General features: G+C 75.4%; 20 protein-coding genes. 9 read left to right on the top strand and 11 right to left on the bottom strand.

All coding sequences use genetic code 11. From position 1 onward, the window contains the following. Nucleotides 1-127: 127 nt before the first annotated feature. Entirely contained in the window at nucleotides 128-2,275 is a 2,148-nt protein-coding gene (locus F1544_RS25900) for a putative bifunctional diguanylate cyclase/phosphodiesterase (RefSeq protein ID WP_167587450.1), read from the top strand. A gap of 33 nt (nucleotides 2,276-2,308) precedes the next feature. On the opposite strand, the gene F1544_RS17685 is transcribed toward F1544_RS25900, so the two are convergent. Further along, nucleotides 2,309-3,055 carry an SDR family NAD(P)-dependent oxidoreductase gene (locus F1544_RS17685; RefSeq protein ID WP_167587449.1) on the bottom strand — a complete coding sequence of 249 codons (747 nt, stop codon included), beginning with the start codon at nucleotides 3,053-3,055 and terminating at the stop codon, nucleotides 2,309-2,311. Between the two features lie 83 nt (nucleotides 3,056-3,138). Between F1544_RS17685 and F1544_RS17680 the strand changes: the two genes are divergently transcribed. Next, nucleotides 3,139-3,387, top strand: a complete 249-nt coding sequence (locus tag F1544_RS17680) for a hypothetical protein (RefSeq protein WP_167587448.1) — start codon at nucleotides 3,139-3,141, stop codon at nucleotides 3,385-3,387. A gap of 65 nt (nucleotides 3,388-3,452) precedes the next feature. Here F1544_RS17680 and F1544_RS17675 read toward each other — a convergent pair whose 3' ends face one another. The 10 genes from F1544_RS17675 to F1544_RS17630 form a co-directional block, all read right to left on the bottom strand. After that, nucleotides 3,453-4,484, bottom strand: a complete 1,032-nt coding sequence (locus tag F1544_RS17675) for a substrate-binding domain-containing protein (RefSeq protein ID WP_167587447.1) — start codon at nucleotides 4,482-4,484, stop codon at nucleotides 3,453-3,455. Between the two features lie 98 nt (nucleotides 4,485-4,582). Next, a complete protein-coding gene (locus tag F1544_RS17670; protein WP_167587446.1) occupies nucleotides 4,583-5,614 on the bottom strand; it encodes an ABC transporter permease in 1,032 nt (343 codons plus the stop codon). Beyond that, nucleotides 5,611-7,140 carry a sugar ABC transporter ATP-binding protein gene (locus F1544_RS17665; RefSeq protein WP_208972113.1) on the bottom strand — a complete coding sequence of 510 codons (1,530 nt, stop codon included), beginning with the start codon at nucleotides 7,138-7,140 and terminating at the stop codon, nucleotides 5,611-5,613. Before F1544_RS17665 ends, F1544_RS17670 begins: the two co-directional genes overlap by 4 nt. Beyond that, nucleotides 7,137-8,417 (bottom strand): ROK family transcriptional regulator, encoded by a 1,281-nt coding sequence (locus tag F1544_RS17660; protein ID WP_167587445.1) that lies wholly within the window; start codon nucleotides 8,415-8,417, stop codon nucleotides 7,137-7,139. The genes F1544_RS17665 and F1544_RS17660 overlap by 4 nt, the downstream gene beginning before the upstream one ends. 437 nt (nucleotides 8,418-8,854) lie before the next feature. Further along, nucleotides 8,855-9,283, bottom strand: a complete 429-nt coding sequence (locus F1544_RS17655; protein ID WP_167587444.1) for a DUF1801 domain-containing protein — start codon at nucleotides 9,281-9,283, stop codon at nucleotides 8,855-8,857. Nucleotides 9,284-9,353: 70 nt separating this feature from the next. Continuing rightward, nucleotides 9,354-9,896 (bottom strand): hypothetical protein, encoded by a 543-nt coding sequence (locus F1544_RS17650; RefSeq protein ID WP_167587443.1) that lies wholly within the window; start codon nucleotides 9,894-9,896, stop codon nucleotides 9,354-9,356. Between the two features lie 77 nt (nucleotides 9,897-9,973). Then, on the bottom strand, nucleotides 9,974-13,081 hold the full coding sequence (locus F1544_RS17645; RefSeq protein ID WP_167587442.1) for a sacsin N-terminal ATP-binding-like domain-containing protein: 3,108 nt from the start codon (nucleotides 13,079-13,081) through the stop codon (nucleotides 9,974-9,976). 28 nt (nucleotides 13,082-13,109) lie between these two features. After that, the gene (locus F1544_RS17640) at nucleotides 13,110-14,189 is read right to left on the bottom strand and encodes a DUF3027 domain-containing protein (RefSeq protein WP_208972112.1); all 1,080 of its coding nucleotides are present in this window, start codon (nucleotides 14,187-14,189) and stop codon (nucleotides 13,110-13,112) included. Next, the gene (locus tag F1544_RS26870; RefSeq protein WP_167587441.1) at nucleotides 14,186-14,575 is read right to left on the bottom strand and encodes a cold-shock protein; all 390 of its coding nucleotides are present in this window, start codon (nucleotides 14,573-14,575) and stop codon (nucleotides 14,186-14,188) included. Before F1544_RS26870 ends, F1544_RS17640 begins: the two co-directional genes overlap by 4 nt. A gap of 118 nt (nucleotides 14,576-14,693) precedes the next feature. After that, nucleotides 14,694-15,452, bottom strand: coding sequence for an HAD family hydrolase (locus tag F1544_RS17630; RefSeq protein WP_167587440.1), 759 nt, complete (start codon nucleotides 15,450-15,452; stop codon nucleotides 14,694-14,696). 206 nt (nucleotides 15,453-15,658) lie between these two features. On the opposite strand from F1544_RS17630, the gene F1544_RS17625 reads away from it, so the two are divergent. From F1544_RS17625 to F1544_RS17595, 7 genes are all read left to right on the top strand, one after another. Beyond that, a complete protein-coding gene (locus tag F1544_RS17625; RefSeq protein ID WP_167587439.1) occupies nucleotides 15,659-16,282 on the top strand; it encodes a superoxide dismutase in 624 nt (207 codons plus the stop codon). 249 nt (nucleotides 16,283-16,531) lie between these two features. After that, nucleotides 16,532-18,109: an ABC transporter substrate-binding protein gene (locus F1544_RS17620; RefSeq protein ID WP_167587438.1), complete on the top strand. Its 1,578-nt coding sequence runs from the start codon at nucleotides 16,532-16,534 to the stop codon at nucleotides 18,107-18,109. Nucleotides 18,110-18,113: 4 nt separating this feature from the next. After that, nucleotides 18,114-19,190 carry an ABC transporter permease gene (locus F1544_RS17615; RefSeq protein ID WP_167587466.1) on the top strand — a complete coding sequence of 359 codons (1,077 nt, stop codon included), beginning with the start codon at nucleotides 18,114-18,116 and terminating at the stop codon, nucleotides 19,188-19,190. A gap of 22 nt (nucleotides 19,191-19,212) precedes the next feature. Next, nucleotides 19,213-20,082, top strand: coding sequence for an ABC transporter permease (locus tag F1544_RS24785; RefSeq protein ID WP_167587437.1), 870 nt, complete (start codon nucleotides 19,213-19,215; stop codon nucleotides 20,080-20,082). After that, nucleotides 20,079-20,888, top strand: a complete 810-nt coding sequence (locus tag F1544_RS17605; RefSeq protein ID WP_167587436.1) for an ABC transporter ATP-binding protein — start codon at nucleotides 20,079-20,081, stop codon at nucleotides 20,886-20,888. The genes F1544_RS24785 and F1544_RS17605 overlap by 4 nt, the downstream gene beginning before the upstream one ends. Beyond that, nucleotides 20,888-21,676: an ABC transporter ATP-binding protein gene (locus tag F1544_RS17600; RefSeq protein WP_167587435.1), complete on the top strand. Its 789-nt coding sequence runs from the start codon at nucleotides 20,888-20,890 to the stop codon at nucleotides 21,674-21,676. The genes F1544_RS17605 and F1544_RS17600 overlap by 1 nt, the downstream gene beginning before the upstream one ends. 137 nt (nucleotides 21,677-21,813) lie before the next feature. After that, the coding region (locus tag F1544_RS17595) for a helix-turn-helix domain-containing protein (protein WP_167587434.1) at nucleotides 21,814-21,953 on the top strand (140 nt) is incomplete at its 3' end.

Here is a 21,953-nt window from a genome sequence, read left to right as displayed (position 1 = left end):
CGGCTGGAGCAGGGCCGGCCGGAGCAGGGCCGGCCGGGGCAGGGCCGGTCGGGGCAGAGCTGGTCGGAACAGGGCTGGTCGGGGCAGGGCTGGACACGGCGGGCGGGGCACGAGCATGGCGATGACGGTGACGAGCACAGCGGACGCGACGGGCGGGGCGGGCCCCGACCCGGCGATCCCGCGACCCGTGCGCGCGGAGGGCGCGGGCCTCGACGTGACGGCCGCCGCCGTCCTGAGCGCCCAGCGGTGCTTCGCGGACTGCCCGGACGTCGACGTCCTCGCCGAGGAGCTCGTCGCGCAGGCCTTCCTGGCCGGCCACCAGCGGGTGCTGCTCCTGCACACCGTCGCCCGCTCCCGCCACCGCGAGCTGGAGGTCGTCGCGGCCCGCGGCGACCTGCTCCTGGTCCCCGGCTCCCGCCTGGTCGGCGCCGACCTGGCCCGGATGTCGCCGACGTCCGTCGTCGAGCTCGTCCCCGGCGACCCGCGCGCCCCGCGGATCGCCGTGTGGGGCTCGCCGCTGGCCGGGGCGGCCCCGCTGGAGGTCCTGGCCGGCGCGGGCGGCGCCGCGTGGCGCGCCCTGACGGCGGCCGCGCACGAGCGCGCCGCGCGCATCGAGCTGGCCTCCACGGAGCTGCTGCTCTCGGGCGCGCTGCGCCTGGCCGGCCTGGGGGAGTGGTCCTGGGACCCCGCCGCGGGCGTCGTCCACCTCGACGGGCGGCTGCGGGAGATGCTGCAGATGCCGCCCGGGGCACCGGACCCGGACCTCGCGACCTGGCGCGGGCAGATCCACCCCGACGACCGCGGCCCCTTCACGGGCGTGGAGGACCCGGCCGCGCACGCCGGCACGTCCGCGCCCTACCCGTTCCGCGTGACGCTGGCCGACGGGCAGGTCAAGACCTTCCTCGGCATGAGCGTCCCCCTGGGCAGCGCCGTGCACACCGAGGTCCAGGGCCTCGTGCTCGACGTCTCCGGCGGGGACCGCTCGACGGGCGAGCTCGTCCGCCTCGCCCAGTGCGACTCGCTCACGGGCCTGGCCAACCGCGCCGTGCTCGACGTCCGGCTCGCCGAGGCGCTCGCGGAGGCGAGCCCGTCCCGCGCCGTCGCCCTCGTCCTGCTCGACCTCGACCGCTTCAAGCTCGTCAACGACACCCTCGGCCACCAGGTCGGCGACGCGCTCCTGCGCCAGGTCGCCGTCCGCCTCGAGGAGGCCGCCCCCGCGGGCTCGACGCTGGCCCGCCTCGGCGGCGACGAGTTCGTCCTCATGGTCCCCGGCGTCGACCGGCCCGAGAGCGCGCAGATCATGGCGCACAACCTCATCCGCCGCCTGCGGGCCCCGCTGGTGCTGCCCGGCCTGCCCGAGCCGCTGGTCTGCACGAGCAGCGCCGGCATCGCCGTCGGGTGGGAGGGCTCCTCGGACGAGCTGTTCCGCAACGCCGACATGGCCCTGTACCGGGCCAAGGACGCCGGCCGCGACCGCTGCGCCGTCTTCGACAGCGCCATGCGCGACGACGCCCGCGCGTCGCGCGACGCCGAGCACCGCGTGCGCCGCGCGCTGCGCACCGAGGGGCTGCGCGTGGTGTGGCAGCCCATCGTCGACCTGCGCGACGACCGGCTCGTCGCCGCGGAGGCGCTCGTCCGGCTTCAGGACCCCGTCGAGGGCCTGATGCAGCCGTCGTCCTTCGTCGACACCGCCGAGGACACGGGCCTGATCGTCGACGTCGACACGTGGGTCCTGCAGGAGGTGCTGCGGCAGCTGCGGGAGTGGCGGCTCGCGGGGTCGACGATGCAGGTCTCGTTCAACGTCTCCGGCAAGACGCTGGAGCACCCGTCGTTCGCCCACCGCCTCGCGCACAGCGTCGAGAGCACCGGCGCCTCGGGGGCGAGCCTGCTCGCCGAGGTCACCGAGCGCACGCTCATCGACCTGTCCAGCACGACCCGGGCGAGCCTCGGGGAGCTGCGGAGCATCGGCGCGCGCGTCGGCCTCGACGACTTCGGGACGGGGTACTCGTCGCTGTCCTACCTCGACCGGTTCCCGCTCGCGTTCCTCAAGATCGACATGTCGTTCGTGCGGCCGCTGGGCCAGACGGCGCGCGCCGACGCCGTCGTGCAGGCGCTGATCAGCCTCGCCCACGCCCACGGCATGGTCGTCACGGCGGAGGGCGTCGAGACGGAGCTGCAGGCGAGGACGCTGCGCGACATGGGGTGCGACCGCGCCCAGGGCTGGCTGTTCGGCCGTCCCGTGGCCGCGGAGCTGCTCACCGGCCTGCCCCTCTGAGCGGCTCCCGCGGCCGGGTGGCCGCGGGGGGCCTCAGCTGCGGCGGTGCACGTGCGCCGCGTCGGCCTGCTGCACGGGCCGCATCACGATGTGGTCCAGGTCGACGTGGGCCGGGCGCGTGACGGCGAAGGCGATGACGTCGGCGACGTCCTCGGCCGTCAGCGGGGTGACGCCCTCGTAGACCTTCGCGGCGGCCTCCTCGCTGCCCAGGCGGACGACGGAGAACTCCGTCTGCACCATCCCGGGGGCGACCTCGGTGACCCGGATCGGCTCGCCCAGCAGCTCCTGGCGCATCGTCTTCACGACGGCGCGGACGGCGTGCTTGGCGGCGGTGTACCCGCTGCCGCCCGGGTAGACCTCGAAGCCCGCGATGGAGCCGAGGACGACGACGTGGCCGTTCCCGCTGCGGCGCACGGCCGGCAGCAGCGCGCGGTGCACGCGGAGGAACCCGAGGACGTTGACGTCGTACATCCGCGCCCAGCCGTCGGGGTCGGCGTCGGCCACCGCGTCGGTGCCGAACGCGCCGCCCGCGGAGTGCACGACGACCGCCACGTCGCCCACGGCCTCGGCGAACGCCGCGACCGACGCGTCGTCGGTGACGTCCAGCGCCAGGGCGCGCCCGCCCACCTCGCGGGCCAGCTCCTCGCAGCGCTCGACGCGGCGCGCCGCGGCGACGGTGTCGAACCCCGCGGCGGCCAGCGCCCGCACCGTGGCGGCGCCGATCCCGCTCGAGGCGCCCGTGACGACCGCCGTCCGACCCGTTCCGCGTGCTTCAGCCATGCCTCCATCCCAGCAGACCCCGGGCGGCCGGGCGGCACGGGGCCCGGCTGTGCCGTCCGGCCCGCACCGGGGAGACTGGCGGGGTGCCGCTGTACCTGCCGCCCTCGAAGGCCAAGCCCCCGCCCGCGCCGCTGCGCACGGACGACCGCCGCGCCGCGGCCGTCGGGCTCGCGGCGTGGACGGCCCTGCTCGTGCTGGCCCTCACCGTCCCGCAGGTCCGCGACGCCCTGCCCGGCGGCCGGCTCGGGACCTGCGTGGCCGGCATCGGCATCGGGCTGGTCTTCCTGGCCTACCTGCACCGGCGCGACCGGCGCGCGCGCGAGCGGGCCTGACCCCTCCGGAGGGGCGGCCGGGACACCGGGCCACCCGTGGGGGGCCCGGTGTCCCGGCGTCCGGCTCAGGACTCGAACGCGGCCTCGAGGTACTTGTCGACGTTGTCCTGGGTGACGACGGGTGCGGACAGCTGGATGGACCGCGGCACCTCCACCTCGACGATGTCGCTGAGGCCCTTGCCCTGGACGAGCAGGCGGGCCAGGGCGATGCCGTCGGCGCCCTGGGTGGACGGGTAGACCACCGTCGCCTTGAGCAGGCCGTCGCCGGCCTTGATCTCGCGCATGACGTTGGCCGATCCCGCCCCGCCCACCATGAAGAACTCGCTGCGGCCGGAGTTCTTGATGGCCGCGTTCACGCCGATGCCCTGGTCGTCGTCGTGGTTCCAGATGGCGTCGATGCGCGGCGCCGCCTGCAGCAGGTTCGCCGCGGCGCGCTCGCCGCTCTCGACCGTGAACTCCGCGGCCACCCGGTTGTTCACCTTCAGCCCGCACTGGCCCAGCGCGTCCGCGAAGCCCTGGCTGCGGTCCTGCGTCAGGGGCAGCGAGTCGATCCCCGCGATCTCCGCGACGACGGCGTCGGCCTTGCCCTTCAGCTCCTCGCACACGTAGGTCCCCGCGGAGATGCCCATGCCGTAGTTGTCGCCGCGCACGGTCACCCGGGAGGCGAAGGGGCTGTCGAACTCGCGGTCGATGTTGATGACCGTGATGCCGGCCTCCATCGCCTTGAGGGCGACGGGGGTGAGGGCGGCACCGTCGAAGGGCAGCAGGACGATCGCGTCGACCTTCTCGTTGATCAGCGTCTCGACCTGGCTGATCTGGAGGTTGACGTCGTTCGTGCCCTCGACGGCTTTGAGCTCCACGTCGGAGTACTTGTCCGCCTCGGCCTTGGCCGCGGCGGAGATGGCCGCCATCCACCCGTGGTCCGCCGCGGGGGCGGAGAACCCGATGACGACCTTCTCGCCGGGCTCGGCGTTCGCGCCGCCGCCGCCCGCCGTCTCCTGCGCGGGGGGTGCCTCGGGGGTGTTGCTGGTGCAGCCGGTGAGCAGCGCGCCGGCTGCGAGGACGGTGACGAGGCGACGGACGGCGGTGCGGGCCATGGCGGTGCTCCTGGGTCGTGGGGTGGGCCGAGCAGGTGGGGTGAGACCGAGCGGGTGGGGTGGTGCGACGGGGAGGGGCGGTGCGAGGGGGCGGAGGGTCAGCCCCCGCTGCGCCGGGCGAGCCGCTGCTGCAGCAGGACCGCGAGCACGATGATCGCGCCCTTGGCGACGGCCTGGGCGGAGATCGAGAGGTTGTTCAGGGTGAACACGTTCGACAGGGTCGTGAAGATCAGGACCCCGAACACGGTGCCCGCGATGGTCCCCCGGCCCCCCGAGAGCAGCGTGCCGCCGATGACGACGGCCGCGATGGCGTCGAGCTCGTAGAGGCCGCCGTGGGTGGCGCTGCCCGTGGTGGTGCGGGCGATGATCATGACGGCGGCGATGCCGCAGCAGATCCCGAGCAGCGTGTAGAGCAGGACTGTGTGCCGCCGGACGTCGATGCCGGCCAGCCGGGCCGCCTCGGGGTTGCTGCCGACGGCGTAGGTGCGGCGCCCGAAGGTGGTGCGGTTGAGCACGACCCAGCCGGCGAGCGCCACGACGGCGAACACGAGGACGAGCATCGGGACGCCGAGGGGGGAGGTGTCCCAGAACGCGGTGAACCCGGGCACGTCCACGATCTGCGTCTTGCGGTTGGAGATGATCTCGGCGAGGCCCCGGGCCGCGGCCAGCATCGCCAGGGTGGCGATGAACGCGACGACCCGGCCGTAGGCGACGAGCGTCCCGTTCACCAGGCCGCAGCCCGCGCCCACGGCGAGGGCGGCGAACACCATGACCAGCCAGTGGGTGTCCCGCGCCATGGCCTGGGTCGCCAGCGTGGTCGCCCACACCGACGACAGCGCCACGATGGCGCCGACGGACAGGTCGATCCCGCCCCCGGTGACGACGAACGTCATCCCGACGCTGACGACCCCGATGACCGAGGCCAGGCGGAGGATCGTCAGCACGTTGCTCACGTCCGCGAACCGGTCGCCCGCGGTCACGACCCCCGCGAGGCACAGCAGGACCAGGGCCAGCACGAGACCCGTGTTGCGGCCGGCGGCCGAGCCCAGGAGGGCGGACGCGCGGCGCGGGGCGATCCCCGTGCCGGCCGCCCTCCCCGTCGGGGAGGCGGTGGCGGTGTTCTCGCTCATGCGGCCGTTCCTTCCATCACCAGGTCGAGGACCCGGTGCTCGTCGAGCTCCCGCGCCGGTCCCTCGTGGACCACGCGTCCTTCCCGCAGGACCAGCACCCGGTCGGCGAGACCGAGCACCTCCTCGACGTCGCTGGACACGACGACCACGGCGACGCCCCGGTCCGCCAGCTGCCGGACGAGCTGGTAGATCTCGCTGCGGGCCCCGACGTCGACGCCGCGCGTGGGTTCGTCCAGCAGGAGGACGCGGCAGTCGCGCAGCAGCCAGCGCGCCAGCACCACCTTCTGCTGGTTGCCTCCCGAGAGCGTGCGCACGGCCCGCCCGACCCCGGTGGGGCGCACGTCGAGCGCCTCCACCAGCTCGGTGGCGCGGGCCCGCTCGGCGCCCTCGTCGAGGAACCCCAGCCGGGCGAACGCCGACAGCGACGAGACGGTGATGTTGCGGTACACGGCCTGGTCGAGCAGGAGCCCCTGGCTCTTGCGCTCCTCCGGGCAGAGGCCGATGCCCGCGCGGACCGCGGCCCCGACGGAACCGCGCCGCAGGCGCCTGCCGTCCACCTCGACCGTGCCCGCGGACGCCTTCCGCGCGCCGTACACGGTCTCCAGCACCTCCGAGCGCCCCGAACCGACCAGGCCGGCGAGGCCGACGACCTCGCCCGCGTGGACGGTGAGGTCCACCCCGGAGAACCGGCCGGCCCCGGCCAGCCCGCGCACGGTGAGCACGGCGGGTGCGTCCGGCGCCGGCGGCGTGCGGGGTCCGAACGCGTACTCGATGGTGCGACCGGTCATGAGCTCGATGAGGTCCGCCGTCCGCACGTCGGCCACGGGCAGTCCGGTGGCGACGGTCCGGCCGTCCTTGAGGACGGTGACCCGGTCGCCGATCTCCCGGATCTCCTCGAGGCGGTGGGAGATGTAGACGACGGCGACGCCGCGGGTGGTCAGCTGGCGGATCACCCGGAACAGGGTGCGCACCTCGTCCTGGTCGAGGACGGCCGACGGCTCGTCCATGATCAGGAGCCGGCTGTCGCGGGACAGGGCGCGCGCCATGCTGACGACCTGCTGGTTGGCGGCGGAGAGGCGCCCGACCTCGCGGTCGGGGGAGATGTCGGGGTGCCCCAGCAGGTCCAGCAGTTCCCGCGTCCGCTCGCGGGCGAGGGTCCGCCGGGTGAACCCCGCGGTCGAGAGCTCGTGACCGAGGAAGACGTTGGCGGCGACCGACAGCCCCGCGACGAGGTCGAGCTCCTGGTGGATGGCCCCGATCCCGGTGCTGATGGCGGCCTGCGGGTCGTTGAACGCGACCGTCTCGCCCTGCCAGCGCAGTTCCCCCTCGTCGGGGCGGTGGGCGCCGGCGAGGACCTTGATGAGCGTCGACTTCCCCGCGCCGTTCTGCCCGAGCAGGCAGTGCACCTCGCCGGCCCGGACGTCGAAGTTCACCCCGCCGAGGGCGACGACCCCGGGGAACCGCTTGACCACGTCGTGCACCGAGAGCAGGGGTACCGCGTCGGGGTTCATGTCGTCGGGGTTCATGTCATCGCCTCCTGCGCGACGGGGAGGTGCTCGCCGGTGTGCCCGACGAGCGTGGGGTCGGAGAAGATGCGGTCGAGCGCCTGCGCGGCGCCGCCGCGGACGGCTCCGGAGAAGCCGAGCGTGGAGAACTCGATGCGCGTGCTGCCCGTCGCGCCGGCGAACACGTGGTGCTGCAGCTCCTCGCGCAGCGAACCGGCGATCCAGGGCTGCAGGGCGGCGAAGTAGCCGCCGAGGACCAGCCGCTCCGGGTTGAAGACGTTGACGAGGATGCCGGCGCCCACCGCGAGCCACCGGTCGATCTCGTCGATGGCGGCGAGCACGCGCGCGTCGCCGGCGGCGGCGCGCCGGGCGATCTCCGCGAGCCGCTGCTCGACGTCGCGGGAGGGGTCGTGGACCGGGTCGTCCCGCGGCGCGGCCGCGGTCAGCAGGGCGTCGAGGCCGACGGCGGCCTCCCAGCACCCCGTGCGGCCGCAGCCGCAGACGGGTCCGTCCCCGCGCACGCGCAGGTGCCCCACCTCGCCCGCGAACCCGCGGGTGCCGCGCAGCAGCTGGCCACCGGCGACGATGCCGCCGCCGACGCCGACCGAGCCGGTGAGGAGGATCAGGTCCGCGCTCCGGCCCGGCCCGCCCGCGTCGATCTCCGCCAGGGCGGCGAGGTTCGCCTCGTTGCCGACCAGGACGGGGTACGGCGGGTCGTCGAGCAGCGCCCGGACGTGAGCGGCGACGGCGACGTCCGTCCACCGCAGGTTCGGGGCCGAGCGCAGGACGCCGGTCTCGGTCTCGACCAGGCCGGGCAGGGCGACGGTCAGGCCCACGGGCCGGACGCCCGACGCCGCCAGGAGCTCCACCACGCTGCCCAGCAGCCCGGCGAGCTCCCCCAGCACGCGGGCGGGCGGCAGGTGGGCGGTGTCCAGGGCGATCCGCCGCTCCACCACGACCCGACCGCGCAGGTCCAGGGCGAGCACCGCGACGTACCCGACGTTCACCTCGGCGCCGACGGCGACGACGCGGTCCCCGTCCAGCTGGATCGACTGCCCGGGCCGGCCGACCGTGGCGCGCTCGATCCCGCCCTCCCGCACCAGGCCGCGCTCGGCCAGGTCGCTCACCAGGCTGGACACGGTCGCCTTGTTCAGGCCGGTCTCCTCGGCGAGGCGGGCGCGCGAGCGCGGGCCGTGGTCGCGCAGCTGCGACAGCACGACGGACAGGTTGTGACGGCGGACCGTCAGCTGGTCCGCCGCCGAACTGCCGGCGCGCAGCAGGCCCGTGCTGCTCGGCATGGCGCTCCTGGGGTCGGGTCAGGGTTGTGGGGACGGGTCGCCGCGACGGCTCCACGGGTTCGCGGGTCGTGGCGTCGCACACGTGGGAGGCGCCGCCGTCGAGGGCCGTGCTCCTGCGGTGCGCCGAACCCTCTGCGGTGCAGGAGTTGTGGCGCTGCGGGCGGTGGCCCCACCGCGTCGTCGTGGTGGCGGTCCCGCGCTGCTGTCGTGCTGTTCCCCCCTGTCGCACCGGTCGGCCTCGACCGGTGGTGCGGGGGGTCCTACGAGTGCTGCCGGCTCACCGGGACGGACTCATCGTCGAGTTCCTCGCTGCTGGTTCCCGGGGTGACCGAGGCCACCCCGTTCGTCTGTTGGAACGACAAACTAACGAGGCCCGGAACAGCTCGTCAAGGTTCCGCCCCGCCGCGGGAGGAGTTTCCGCTTCAACTCCGTTCGGGTCAGGGGTTTCCCGACGCGGCCTTCTTGGCGGCGGCCCTCTTCGCGGGCTTCTCGGCGTTGTGGCGGATCGCGGCGCGCACCAGCTCCTGCAGCCCCTCGACGGGGACGGCGTCGCCCTCGGCGAACTCCACCGAGCGGCGCTGCTTCCCGCCGAGCTCGCCGTTGAACAGGTGCTGCGGGTCGGGCAGCGAGGCGCCCCACAGGAAGCCCAGCTTCACCTTGCGGGAGAACACGCCCCCCGCGATGAGCATGCCGTCCAGCGACCACACGGGCGCACCCATGTACTTCCACTCCTCGACGACGCCCGGGTCGGCGTCGAGGATCGCGCGGCGGCACTGCGCGAGCGTCTCGCCCCGCCAGTCGGGGTGCTGCGCGATGAGCGCGTCGATGTTCTCCGACGCGGTAGCGGTGCTGTCGGCGGCGTTCACGGTTGCCTCCCTGGCGGTGCGGTGGATCGTCGTCCTCACGCTAGCCCGCGGTGGTCGGCGTGCGGAGGTCTCAGGACGGCGGCGCGTCGAAGGTCAGGGTGAGGGTGCTCGCGTAGGCGCTGCTGACCGCGTAGACCGCCAGGGACCACGGGGCGCCGGAACCCGTCCGGATCCGCACCTGCGTCAGGGCCTGGCCGGGGAGGACCGGCAGGTCGAGGTGGCCCGCGGCCTCCGGACCCGGGCACGTGTCCGTGCGGTCGGAGACGAGCGCGGGTTCGCCGACGGTGCCGAGCTCGACGACCGACGGTGACCCGGCGGCGGGACCGGTGCAGGACACGCTGACGACCAGCCCGGTGTCCCCCGTCAGGTCCGGCAGCCGCACGACCTCCTCACCGGTGCCGGCCGTGTCGAGCACGAGGCGCGCGGAGCCGTCGCGCGCCGGTGGTGGGGCCTGGTCGGGGTGGTCGGCCCAGAAGGCGGCGAGCGAGGGGGCGGCGGGGGACGGGGTGGCGACCGCAGGAGCCGGCGGACGCGGTGCGCCGGCGCACGCCGCCAGCGACGCCGTGACGGCCAGGAGTGCGACCAGTCGGGCCGCACGTCGTGCCTGCCGCATGCTGCTCCTCCGCCGACCGACCGCTGACGCCCTCACCGTAGGACCGGAGGCCGACCCGGCGGGGAGGTTCCGCCGCCTCAGGCGAGCGGGGGAGCCGAGCCGGGGGCGGGTGCGGCGCCGAGGCCCGGCAGCTCTGCGGCCAGGACGCGCGCGCGCTCGGCGTCGTCGCCGAGCAGGAGCGCGGCGGCCGCGCGGCGCAGCTCCCAGCGGCCCGCCGCGCTCGCGAGCCCGTCGGCGGCCGCGGCCTCGTCGACGGCCAGGACGGCGCCGTCCTCGACCCACCACCGCACGGGGCACCCGTCGACCGCGAGGGTCGCGGCGCGCCGCCACGCGGGAGGGGCGCCCGGCAGCAGCGTCGCGAGCGCGGGCGGCACGGTCTCGTCCCGGGCGCCCGTGGCGGTGACGCTCCCGTCGGCCCGGTCGCTCGCGAGGTCGAGGTCCAGCAGGTCCGCGACGCGCTCGGCGACCCGCGCGGGGACGAGGAGCTGCGGGCCGAGGTCGTCGCGCTGGGCCCAGGCGGGGGAGTCCGCGACCACGACGTCGTCGGCGGCGACCGTGCGCGTCGTCCCTGCCGGCCCCAGGACCCGCAGGTGCCGCGGGGCCTCGGCGGCCGGGAGCACGGCGTCGGCGTGCACCGCGAGCAGGGCCCAGAGGGCCAGCAGGTCGGCGGCCGGCACCTCCGGCGCGCGGGCTGCGGCCTCCAGCAGGGCCGGGACGTCGTCGGGGCCGGCCGCGGCCAGGGCGGGCAGCACGCCGAGGGCGCGGCGGACGCCCTCGGGCAGCTCCGCCGTCCACGCGGGCGCGACCGGGAGCCAGGCCGGGTGGGCGGCGGCCGGGTCGCGGCTGACCGGGGGCAGCGGCCCGTGGCGGCGCAGCCACCACGCCGCGAGCGGGGTGCGCCGGACGCCGGCCACCGCCCAGGTCCGGGTCAGCGCCGCCGTCCCCGCGGGCGTCGCGGCGAGCGCCGCCAGCACCTCGGGCCAGCCGTCGACGACCAGGTCGAGGTCGCGGACGACGAGCACGTCGGCCGGCTGCGGCTGCTCGGTGTCGCCCCACACGGCCTCGGCGTACTCCGCGAGCCCCGCCACCCCGGCGGTCGCGTCCTCGTCGGGCTCCTCGAGGTCCAGCTCGGGCAGGACGACGACGGCCGGGCCGTCCAGCACCCCCACCGCGCGCAGCACGTCGGGGCCCCAGTCGGCGAGCAGGTCCGGGTCGACGGCCGCGACGGCGTCCGGGTCCAGCGTGCGCGCGGCCAGGCTCCCGGGCAGGACGAGCGCGGACGCGGGCGCGAGGTCGCCGTCGGCGTCGGGCAGCGCGAGGTCGCCCAGCCCGCCGAGCTCCTCGGCGATGCGCGCCGCCCGCCCGGCCGCCTCGGGTCCCTCGCCCACCGCGGCCGCGACGAGCGAGAGCACCGCGTCGGCCACGGCGTCGGGGTCGTCGGCGTCGGGGGAGTCCGCGACGGCCGCGGCCACGGCCGGGTCGGTGAGCACCGCGCGCGCTCCGCCGCTGCGCGCGCCGAGGCGCTCCAGGAGCTCGTCCGCGGCGTCGGGGTGCACCAGCCGCAGCCCGTGCCCGGCCAGCAGCCGCGCCCCCTCGGCGCTCAGGCCCTCCCCGCCGGCGAGGTCGGTGTCGAGCTGGACGAGGCCGCGCGCGCCGTGCACGACGCGGCCGTCCAGCAGCGGCACGGGCAGGGAGGCCATGGCCTCGCGGGCGGCGGCGTCGTGCGCGAGGGGGCGCAGGGCCGCGTACAGCGCGCGGAACGAGGCGGGCGGCCCCGTCCCCGGCAGGACCTCGAGGGCGTCGGCCAGCGACAGGCGCACCACGCCGAGGTCGGTCAGCAGCCGGTCGACCTCGCGCGGGGCCGCGACCAGACCGGCGAGCACGGGGGCCAGCGCCGCCAGCAGCGCCGGGTCGTCGGCGCCCGCCCCGGTGAGGGCGACGGCGTCAGCGGGTCGCAGCAGGATCGGCAGGCCGTCGGCCGTCTCGACGGCCCGCAGCAGCGGCGCCGACCGGGCGCGGTCGAGCACCCGGGTCCGCAGCTCCGCGTCGACGCGGCCCGCCGCGGCGCCGTAGGGCAGCAGCGCCAGCGCCCCGCCGGCGGCCTCCTCCCGCGCCCCGGTCGGACCCGTTCCCGCCTCGCCCGCGACCTCCACGAGCAGGTCGACGTAGGCGTCCGCGGCCGCGTCCAGCACGCGCTCGGTGGCCGGCCCCGGCGCGAGCCGGCGCCGGTCCGGGCCCAGGGGGAAGGAGGCCACGAGGACGGCGGGCCAGGGCAGGTCCTCGTCGGTCGGCGTCGGCGCGCACACGACCCCGGGCCGGGGGGTCCCCGGCTCCAGGGGCAGCGCCCAGGTGACCTGCCAGCCCAGCCGGCCGCGCTCCTCGACGCCACGGTCCGCGAGGGCGGCCTCGTCGTGGCGGCCCGTGCGGCGCAGCACGCGCCAGCGCCGGTGGACGTCGCGCAGCACCCGGGGCTCCCGGCCGGGCAGCTCGACGACGACCTCGGCGAGGGCGGGCAGGGCCAGGAGCAGGACGTCGTCGGCGGCCTCGAGCAGCGCCGTGGCCAGCTCGACGGCGGCCGCGTCGCGCAGCGGGAGGTCGACCGCGGTGTCGCAGCCCGCCGGCACCCCGCCGACCCCGTCGGCGGTCTCGGGGAAGGGCAGCCGCAGAGCGGGCACGTGACCGGCGCGCCGGTCCAGCTCCTCGCCCAGCCCCGGGGCGGCCGCGGCCCGCTCGCGCACGAGGGCGCGCGTCGCGCTGCGGGAGAAGCGGACACCCCCCGCGGTACCGACCACGGCGGGGTCGTCCGTGACGGCGAGGACCGCGGAGAAGCCGACGCCGAAGCGCCCGACGAGGGCGTCACCGCCGTCGCGCTTGCCGGAGGCGCGCAGCGTCGCGAGGCCCTCCACGCCGGCCGCGTCCAGGGGCGCACCGGTGTTCGCGGCGAGCAGTCGGCCCGGGCCGGTCGCGCCGGTCTCCAGGCGCAGCAGGAGACGGCCGTCGGTGCCCGCGCGGGCCGCGGCGTCCGCGGCGTTCTGCGCCAGCTCCACGACGAGCCGGTCGCGGTAGCCGCCGAGGGAGGCGTCCTCCTCGGCGTTGGCGTCCTCGCGCAGCCGCGCGGGCGAGGCCGCCCACGCGGCGAGGACCCGCTCGCGCACCGCTGCGGTGTCGAACGGGTCTCCCGTCACCGGCTGCGCCCGGGGCGGATCACGGGGCTCAGTCGTCGGCGGGAGCGGGGGCGTCCGCGTCGTCGGCCGGCCCGTGGGCCCCGGAGAGCTCGGCGTCGGCGACCGGGGCGTCATCGACCGGGACGTCCTCGACGACGGAGTCCTCGACCGCGGAGTCCCCGGCCGGGGCGTCCTCGACCACGTCGACGTCGGACGCGTCGGTGTCGGGCACCTCGACGTCGAGCTCGGGCTCCGCGTCGACCTCGCCCTCGGGCTGCGCCTCGCCCTCGGGCTGCGCCTCGGCCTCGGCCTGCGGCTCGGCCTCGACCACGGCCTCGTCGGCACCGCCGGTCGTGATGAGCTCGAGGCTGTCGGGGGACAGGTCGTCGACCACCATGGTCGAGGGGGCCTCGACCTCGTTCTCGACGTCGGTCTCGCTGTGGGCGCCGCAGCCGTGGTCGGCGCTGACGACGCGGCCGTCCTCGGGGGACCACTCGCTGGCACAGACCCCGAAGACCTGCCGCAGCGGGCCCGCGAGCTGGACGAAGAACCCGCACGTCGAGCAGGGCGCCTTGGCGTGCTCGGCGACCTCGGAGCGGGGGCCGCGGTCGCCCGCGTACCAGCGGGTGGCGGCCTCGTCGCGGCCCAGCAGCGACAGGACGCGCACGCGGCCCAGCCCGAGCTCCCAGAGCGCGACCCGGTCGGCCTCCTCGTCGCCCGTGGCCTCGTACCCCGGCTCCAGCAGGGGGTCGTCGTCCTTGCGCGGCAGCGTGTCCTGCGTCCCGAGGTCGCCGGGCGCGATGCGCTCGGACCACGGCAGCCAGCCGGGCGGGCGCAGGGCCTCCTCGCCGGGCAGCAGGCAGACCTCGTTGACGGTGACGTTCTTCGCCCGCGACGCGCGCGTAACGGTGACGCTCCACTGCCAGCCGCGGTAGCCGGGCAGGCTGGCGGCGAAGGTGTGGGTGACGATGCGGTCGCCCTCGGCGGTGGCGGCCAGGTGCTCGCCCACGGTGCCGGGCTCGGCGACCTCCTCGGCCGCGGCGCGGGCGAGGTCGACGGCCGCGGCGGAGACGGTGTCGAGGACGGGCTTGCGGGCCCGGCGGGCGCGGGTCGCCGTCGGCTCGCTCACGCGCCGGCCTCGACGTCGTCGGCCACGGCGCGCAGCACCGAGGCGATCTTGCGCGCGCTGCCCTTGTCGGGGTAGCGGCCGCGGCGCAGGGCGCCGGAGACGCCGTCGAGGAGCTTGATGAGGTCCTCGACGATCGGCACCATGTCGTCGGCCGGCTTGCGGGTGGCGCGGGCGACCGAGGGCAGCGGGTCCAGCAGCCGCACGGACAGCGCCTGGGTGCCGCGCTCGCCCTGCACGACGCCGAACTCGACGCGGCTGCCCTTCGTCAGCACCGTGGTGCCGGCGGGCAGCACGGAGCTGTGGACGAAGACCTCGTCGCCGTCCTCGGAGGCGAGGAAGCCGAAACCCTTCTCGGCGTCGAACCACTTGACCTTGCCTGTGGGCACGGGAACCTTCTCGTTCGCGGGCCTGGCGCGGCGTGAGCCGCGGCGCAGGCCGTGGGGTGCGTTCTCTTCTCGTCGGTGGCGGCGGTGCCCGAGCTGGGGGCGCGCCGACTCCTCCAGGTTAACGGCGGCCGGCCGCCCGGCGCGCCCCCACGTCCCCGTGCTGCTCGCGCGGCGCGTCGCGGGCCTCGCCGGGGCCCTCCGGGGCGCCGCCGGCCAGGCGGGCGGCGTGCCCGGCGAGCCAGGAGGGGAAGGCGTCCAGGGAGGCCAGGACGACGTCGGCGCCGGCCGAGCGCAGCGCGTCCGCGTCGTGCGCCCCGGTCGTCACGGCGACGGCCACGGCGCCCGCGACGCGCGCGGCCCGCACGTCCCCGGGGTGGTCGCCGACGTAGGCGGTCGCCCCGAGCTCCGCCAGCCGCACGCCCTTGGCCTCGGCGAAGAGGTCGCCCGCGACGTCGCCCGGGGCCACGGCGCCCGCCAGCCCGGCCGAGGCGAGCACGCGGTGCACGTTGGGGGTGTGCTTGGCGCTGACGACGACGCTGCGCCCGCCGTGGGCCGCGGGCGCCGCCAGCGCCGCGGCCGCGCCGGGGTAGGAGCGCACCGAGTCGACGCCGAGGACGGGGTAGAGCTCGCGGTAGCGGGCGGCCACCGCCGCGACGCGCGCGGCGTCCAGCTGCGGGGCGAGCCCGGCCACGATCAGCTCCAGCGGCATCCCCGCGTAGGGCCGGGTCTGCTCGGCGGTGACCTCGACACCGGCCTCGCCGAGCGCGGCCAGCAGCGTGGCCGCGATGCCGTCGCTCGAGTCGACCAGCGTCATGTCGAGGTCGAAGCCCACGACGGGGCGGTCGGCACGGGGCCGGGGCACGGCGGGCGAGCTCATGGCCTCCAGGGTAGGCAGCGGGCGCGGCGCCGGAGCCGGTGGTCCGCCCCGCGCGCGGGGCGCTGATCACGCGGTGAGACGCTGCGGTCGGCCGGTTGCGCGGCGGGTGCCGCTGCGCGAGGGTCACGGAGCGAGGCGCCCGGCGGCCGCCGGTCCTGCACCTCGCCGTTCGACGCCCATCCGAGGACGAGGGAGACGACCACACGATGGCCGAGTACACGCTGCCGGACCTGCCCTACGACTACTCCGCGCTCGAGCCCCACATCTCGGGGAAGATCATGGAGCTGCACCACGACAAGCACCACGCGACCTACGTCGCGGGCGCGAACACGGCGCTGGAGAAGCTCGCCGCCGCACGCGACGCCGGTGACCTGGCGACCGTGAACCTCCACACCAAGAACCTCGCCTTCAACCTGGGCGGGCACATCAACCACTCGGCGTTCTGGCCGAACATGACCGGCGACGGCGGCGGCGAGCCGACCGGTGAGCTGGCCGCGGCCATCACCGACCAGTTCGGGTCCTTCGAGAAGTTCAAGGCCCACTTCTCCGCGGTCGCGGCCGGCGTGCAGGGTTCCGGCTGGTCGATCCTCGCGTACGACTCGATCGGGCAGAAGCTCATCGTCGTGCAGCTGTACGACCAGCAGGGCAACATCCCGCTGGGCCTCGTGCCCGTCCTGCTGCTGGACGTCTGGGAGCACGCGTACTACCTGGACTACCTCAACGTGCGCCCGGACTACATCAAGGCCTGGTGGAACGTCGTGAACTGGGCGGACGCTGCCAAGCGCTTCGAGACCGCCCGCACGCAGACGACGGGCCTCATCGTCCCCTGAGCGGACCTCGTCGACACCCCCGGAGGGCGGTCGCGGCCACGGGCCGCGGCCGCCCTCCGGCGTTGTCGGCGCCGGGCGCCCGGCGGGTCGCGCCGAAACGCCGCAGCAGCGGGGAAACACCGTGGTAACCAGGGGGTGCCACACTGACGCGGCCCGCCGCCCCGGCTCCCGCGGGGCGCGCACGACCGGTCCGAACCACGGCCCGACTCGAACCACCGCCCGACCCGAACCCCTGGAGCTGAACCCACGATGCGGCGACGCCACTTCCTCCTCGCCAGTGCAGGTGCCGCCTCGTCGGCGACCCTGGTCGCCTGCTCCTCCGACGGCGGGGGTTCGGGCGACGCGCCGGCCGCGGGGGCGGCGCTCGTCGTGGACAACGCCTTCGACCTCAAGACGGCCGACCCGGCGCGCTCGTTCGAGCTGACGGGGGCGCTGCTGAACCGCCAGACCTACGAGACCGCGCTGACGTTCCAGGGCTCCGACGTCAGCACGCCGGTCCCGCAGATCGCCAGCTACGCCATCTCCGACGACTCGCGCGTGGTCACCCTGACGCTCGAGGGGGAGCACAAGTTCGCCGACGGCTCCCTCGTGGACGCCGACGACATCGTCTTCTCCTACCAGCGCCTGCAGGGCATCAAGGGCAACCCGTCGTTCCTCCTGGAGGGCGTCGAGGTCCGCAAGGTCGACGACAAGACCGTCGAGCTGGTCAGCGCCGACGCCAACCCGGCCCTGCCGTACATCCTGCCGAACCCGTCCCTGGGCATCCTGAACTCCGAGCTGGTGAAGGCCAACGGCGGGACGACGGACGACTCCGACGGCGCCGAGACGTTCCTGAACCAGCAGTCCGCCGGGTCGGCGGCCTACCAGATCGACACCCTCGACGTGACGTCGTCGGTGACGCTGAAGCTGAACCCCGCCTTCGCGGGCGCGAAGCCGAAGTACTCGCGGATCGTCCTGGAGAACGTCCCGCCGGCGACGCAGAAGATCAACGCGCAGTCCGGCACCGCGCAGATCGCGACCGACCTGAACGCCGAGGAGGCCTCGGGCCTCGCGGGCGGGCGCACCGCCGTCATCAGCCAGGCCTCGGCGTACATGATCTTCGGCTGGTTCAACACCGACCCGCAGTACGGCGGCCCGGTCTCCGACCCGCTGTTCGTGCAGGCCGTGCGGCACGCCCTGGACTACGCCGAGCTCGGTGAGCTCGCGGGCAAGGGGTCGGTGCAGCCCGGCGGGGTCGTCCCGTCGCAGTTCGTGGGCACGCTGGAGACCGACCCGTCCAACTCCTACGACGTCGCGGCGGCCAAGGAGCTGCTGGGCCGCTCGAGCTACGCGGGGGAGGAGGTCCAGTTCCTCTTCTCCAACGACGTGGCCGTCAGCGGCGTGCAGCTGCAGATCCTGGCCCAGGCCATCCAGTCCCAGCTCAAGGCTGTGGGCATCACCATCGCCCTGGCGCCCAAGCCGTCGGCGACCTCGCTGGACAGCTTCCGCAGCGGGAAGTTCCAGGCCGGGCTGGCCTACTGGGGCCCGGACTTCCCGGACCCCTCGAACTACCTGGCCTTCACGCCGGGGCAGAACGTCGGCCTGCGCGCGTCCTGGACGGCGCAGACCGCCGGGGCCGGCGAGGTCGTGACCCTCGTCGACGCGGCGAAGGCGGCCAGCGGCCCCGAGGCCCGCGGTGCCGCCTACCAGGCGCTGCAGCAGCAGATGAACGTGTCGGGGCCCTTCGTGCCGATCGTGCAGCCCGCGCAGAACGTGGTGACCGCGGCGGGCCTGCAGGGCGTGGAGCTGAACCCGATCTGGACGATGGACCTTGCCGCCGTCCGGTGAACCGCTGACGGCCGAGGCGGTCGGCGCCCCCGCGGCGCCGACCGCCCCGGACCGGGCGCGGCACCCGCTGCTGCGCTACCTCGCCGTCCGCCTGGGCATCAGCGTGCTGCTGGTCTGGGGCGTCACCCTCGTGACGTTCGTGCTGACCAACCTCGTGCCGGCCGACCCGGTCGCCGCCGTCCTGGGTGACGCCGCGGCCGCGGACCCGGAGGTCGTGGCGCAGTTCCGCGAGGAGCTGGGCCTGGACCGCTCCCTGCCGGCCCAGTACCTGCTCTACCTGCAGCGCCTCGTGCACCTGGACCTGGGCACGTCGGCGCAGACCCGGCGGCCCGTCCTGGACGACCTGCGCGACGCCGTGCCGGCGACGGTCGAGCTCGCCCTGTTCGTGCTCGTCATCTCGGTCGTGGTGGGCGTCGGGATCGGGATCCTCGCTGCCCTGCGCCACCGCCGCTTCGCCGACGACGTCGTGCGGGTCGTGAGCCTCGTGGGCATCTCAGCGCCGACGTTCTGGCTCGCCCTCATCGTGTTCTACGTGGGGTTCTTCCGCCTCGGCTGGTTCCCCGGCTCGGGGCGGCTCGACACCCAGCTCGTCCCGCCCCCGCAGGTGACCGGCTTCATGACGGTCGACAGCCTGCTGGCGGGGCAGACGGCCACGTTCGTCAACGCGCTCGGCCACCTGCTCCTGCCCGGGCTCGTCCTGACCCTCTACACGGTCGGGCTGCTCGCGCGGTTCTCGCGGTCGGCGGTGCTCGACGTGCTGAACCAGGAGTACGTGACGGCCGCCCGGGCCAAGGGGTTGCCGTCGCGCGTCGTGACGTTCCGCTACGTCCTGCGCGGGGCGCTGCTGCCGATCCTCACGGTCGTGGGCCTGAGCTTCGGCTCGCTGCTGTCCGGGGCCGTGCTGACCGAGACCGTGTTCGTCTGGCACGGCCTGGGGCAGTACGCCTACCAGGCCGCGACCCGACTCGACCTGCAGGCCGTCATGGGCGTCGGCCTCGTGGTCGGCATCACCTACATCGCCATCAACTTCGTCGTCGACCTGCTGTACGCGGTCATCGACCCCCGGGTCAGGAGGCAGTGAAGGTGAGGAGGCAGTGACCACCGTGAGCACCCCCGTCCTCCCGCGCGCGCGCCGTCGCGTGCCGGAGTCGCTGCGCTCGCCGCTGACCGCCGTCGGGGTCGTGGTCGCCGCCGTGTGGCTGCTCGTCGTGGTCCTCGGCCCGCTCCTGCAGCCCGACGACCCGCTGGCGCAGAGCCCGGACCGGCTCGCGCCGATCTCCGCGGCGCACTGGTTCGGCACCGACAGCCTCGGGCGCGACGTGCTGTCCCGCGTCATCGCCGGAGCGCGGATCTCGATCCCGCTGTCCCTGCTGCTCGTGGCGCTGTCCGCCTCGGTGGGCTCGCTGCTCGGCGCCGTCGCGGGCCTGCTCGGCGGGGTCGTCGACGAGGTCGTCATGCGGGTCGCAGACCTGGTGCTGGCCTTCCCGACGATCATCCTGGCGATGGTCATCGCGGCCGCCCTCGGGCCGAGCCTGACGAACGCGGTCATCGCGATGCTCGTCGTGACCTGGCCGCAGTACGCCCGCGTCACGCGGTCCCTCGTCCTGGGTGCGCGCGACCGGGAGTTCGTCGTCGCCGGGCGCCTGCTCGGCATCGGGTGGTTCACGTCCCTGCGCCGCGACGTCGTCCCGAACGTCGTGGGCCCGGTGTTCGCCCTGACGACCCTCGACTTCGGCAACGCGATCCTGCTGCTGTCGGGGTTGTCGTTCCTCGGCCTGGGCACCGTCCCGCCGACGCCCGAGTGGGGCCTGATGGTCTCCGACGGCGTGCAGAACTTCACGGCGTGGTGGGTGGCGGCCTTCCCCGGCCTCGCCATCTGCAGCATCGTCCTGGCGTTCAACTTCATCGGTGACGCCCTGCGCGACGCGCTGGACCCGCGGATGCAGAAGGCCGTCGGGAGCAGGGCCCTGTGAGCGCTGCGGACGGCCTGCGCATCAGCGGCCTGACCCTGGAACTGCGCGGGCAGCGGATCCTCGACGGCGTCGACCTCGTCGCGCCGGCCGGGCAGGTCACGGGGCTGGCGGGGGAGTCGGGTTCCGGCAAGACCGTGACGGGCATGACCGTGCTCGGCCTGCCCCCGGCCGGCTCGGTGGTCGGCGGCTCGATCGAGTACGGGGGGACCGACCTGCTGAGGCTGTCGGCGCGGCAGCACAACGCGCTGCGCGGGGACCAGCTGGCCATGGTGTTCCAGGACCCGACGGCGAGCCTGCACCCGATGATCTCCGTCGGCGGCCAGCTCACCGACCACATCCGCCACCACCTGCACCTGAACCGGGCGCAGGCGAGGGCCCGGGCGCTGGAGGTGCTCGAGCAGGTGCGGGTGCCGGAACCCGCGCAGGCGCTGCGCAAGTACCCGCACGAGTTCAGCGGCGGTCAGCTGCAGCGCATCGCGATCGGCATCGCCATCGCCTGCCGGCCGTCGGTGCTGGTCGCCGACGAGCCGACCACGGCCCTGGACGTCACGGTGCAGGCCGGGGTGATGCGCCTGCTGCGCGACCTGTGCGACGACCTCGGCCTCGCCGTCCTGCTCATCACCCACGACCTCGCCGTCATGTCCTCGATGGCCGACACCATCGTCGTGATGCGCCACGGCCGCGTGGTCGAGTCGGGTTCCCGCTACGACGTGATCCGCTCGCCGCAGCACCCCTACACGCGCGACCTCGTCGAGGCCCTGCCGGACCACCGGCCCGGCCCCACCCGCTCCGGAGGGCAGTCCTGATGGCCGGTGAGCTCGTCTTCGACGACGTCACGGTGCGCTACACCCGGCCGGGCCGGCCCGCGGTCACCGCAGTCGACGGGGCCGGCTTCACGGTGCGGCCCGGTGAGGTCGTGGGGCTGGTGGGGGAGTCGGGCTGCGGGAAGTCGACGCTGGCCAAGCTCGCCTGCGGCCTCGTGCCGCTCGCGGGCGGCCGCGTCACCTTCGACGGCACGCCCGTCACCCCGCACGGCCTGCGCAAGCGCGCACCCCGCCTGCTGCGCCTGCAGATGGTGTTCCAGAACCCCTACGCCTCGCTCAACCCCCGCCGGCGGATCGCCGCGCAGCTCGAGGACGCCCGGGCCATCCACCCCGGTTCACCGGCCCCCGTGGCCGAGCTCCTGGCGGGCGTCGGCCTCGACCCGGCCCTGAGCTCGCGCTACCCGCACCAGTTCAGCGGCGGGCAGCGCCAGCGGATCGCGATCGCCCGCGCCATGGCGACGGGCCCCGACCTGCTCATCGGCGACGAGCCCATCGCCTCCCTCGACGCGTCCCTGCAGGCCCAGGTGGCGACGCTGATGCGGGACGTGGCGCTGGCCTCGGACACGTCGCTGCTGTTCATCAGCCACGACCTGTCGGTGGTGCGGCTCATCGCCGACCGCGTCGTCGTCATGCGGGCGGGGCGCGTGGTGGAGGAGGGCCCGACCGAGCAGGTCTGGTCCGCGCCGCAGGCCGCGTACACGCAGCGGCTGCTCGCCGCGATCCCGCGCGCCGACGGGCTCGGAACCATCCCGGACGTCGCCCCGGCCTGAGCCGCACGGGTTCCGCCGCGGCGTCCGCCCTAGGTGTACCCGGCCATGACGTTGGTAGCAGCGTGGCGGCTTGAACGAGGGAGGACCTCCGGGTGGGGTGTGGCTTGTCTAAGGCCCACATCCACCCGGAGGTCCTCGTGGCCCACGCTAATGCCCGCACCACCGTCCATGGCCGGCTCCTGATCGTCCAACGCCATCAAGCCGGCTGGGCCCAAGCTCACATCGCCGCGGCGATGGGCATCTCCCGCAAGTGCGTCAAGACGTGGATCGAGCGCTA

The organism is Kineococcus rubinsiae, from assembly GCF_011839805.1.
GTDB lineage: Bacteria > Actinomycetota > Actinomycetes > Actinomycetales > Kineococcaceae > Kineococcus > Kineococcus rubinsiae.
The sequence above is the reverse complement of the archived record's forward strand: the minus strand, read 5'-3'. Positions and strand labels throughout refer to the sequence as shown.

Coding starts and splice junctions, on each gene's coding strand:
- F1544_RS17685 (WP_167587449.1), bottom strand. CDS start 3,055: ATGGCTGAAGCACGCGGAACGGGTCGGACGGCGGTCGTCACGGGCGCC.
- F1544_RS17675 (WP_167587447.1), bottom strand. CDS start 4,484: ATGGCCCGCACCGCCGTCCGTCGCCTCGTCACCGTCCTCGCAGCCGGC.
- F1544_RS17670 (WP_167587446.1), bottom strand. CDS start 5,614: ATGAGCGAGAACACCGCCACCGCCTCCCCGACGGGGAGGGCGGCCGGC.
- F1544_RS17665 (WP_208972113.1), bottom strand. CDS start 7,140: ATGAACCCCGACGACATGAACCCCGACGCGGTACCCCTGCTCTCGGTG.
- F1544_RS17660 (WP_167587445.1), bottom strand. CDS start 8,417: ATGCCGAGCAGCACGGGCCTGCTGCGCGCCGGCAGTTCGGCGGCGGAC.
- F1544_RS17650 (WP_167587443.1), bottom strand. CDS start 9,896: ATGCGGCAGGCACGACGTGCGGCCCGACTGGTCGCACTCCTGGCCGTC.
- F1544_RS17630 (WP_167587440.1), bottom strand. CDS start 15,452: ATGAGCTCGCCCGCCGTGCCCCGGCCCCGTGCCGACCGCCCCGTCGTG.
- F1544_RS17625 (WP_167587439.1), top strand. CDS start 15,659: ATGGCCGAGTACACGCTGCCGGACCTGCCCTACGACTACTCCGCGCTC.
- F1544_RS17620 (WP_167587438.1), top strand. CDS start 16,532: ATGCGGCGACGCCACTTCCTCCTCGCCAGTGCAGGTGCCGCCTCGTCG.
- F1544_RS17600 (WP_167587435.1), top strand. CDS start 20,888: ATGGCCGGTGAGCTCGTCTTCGACGACGTCACGGTGCGCTACACCCGG.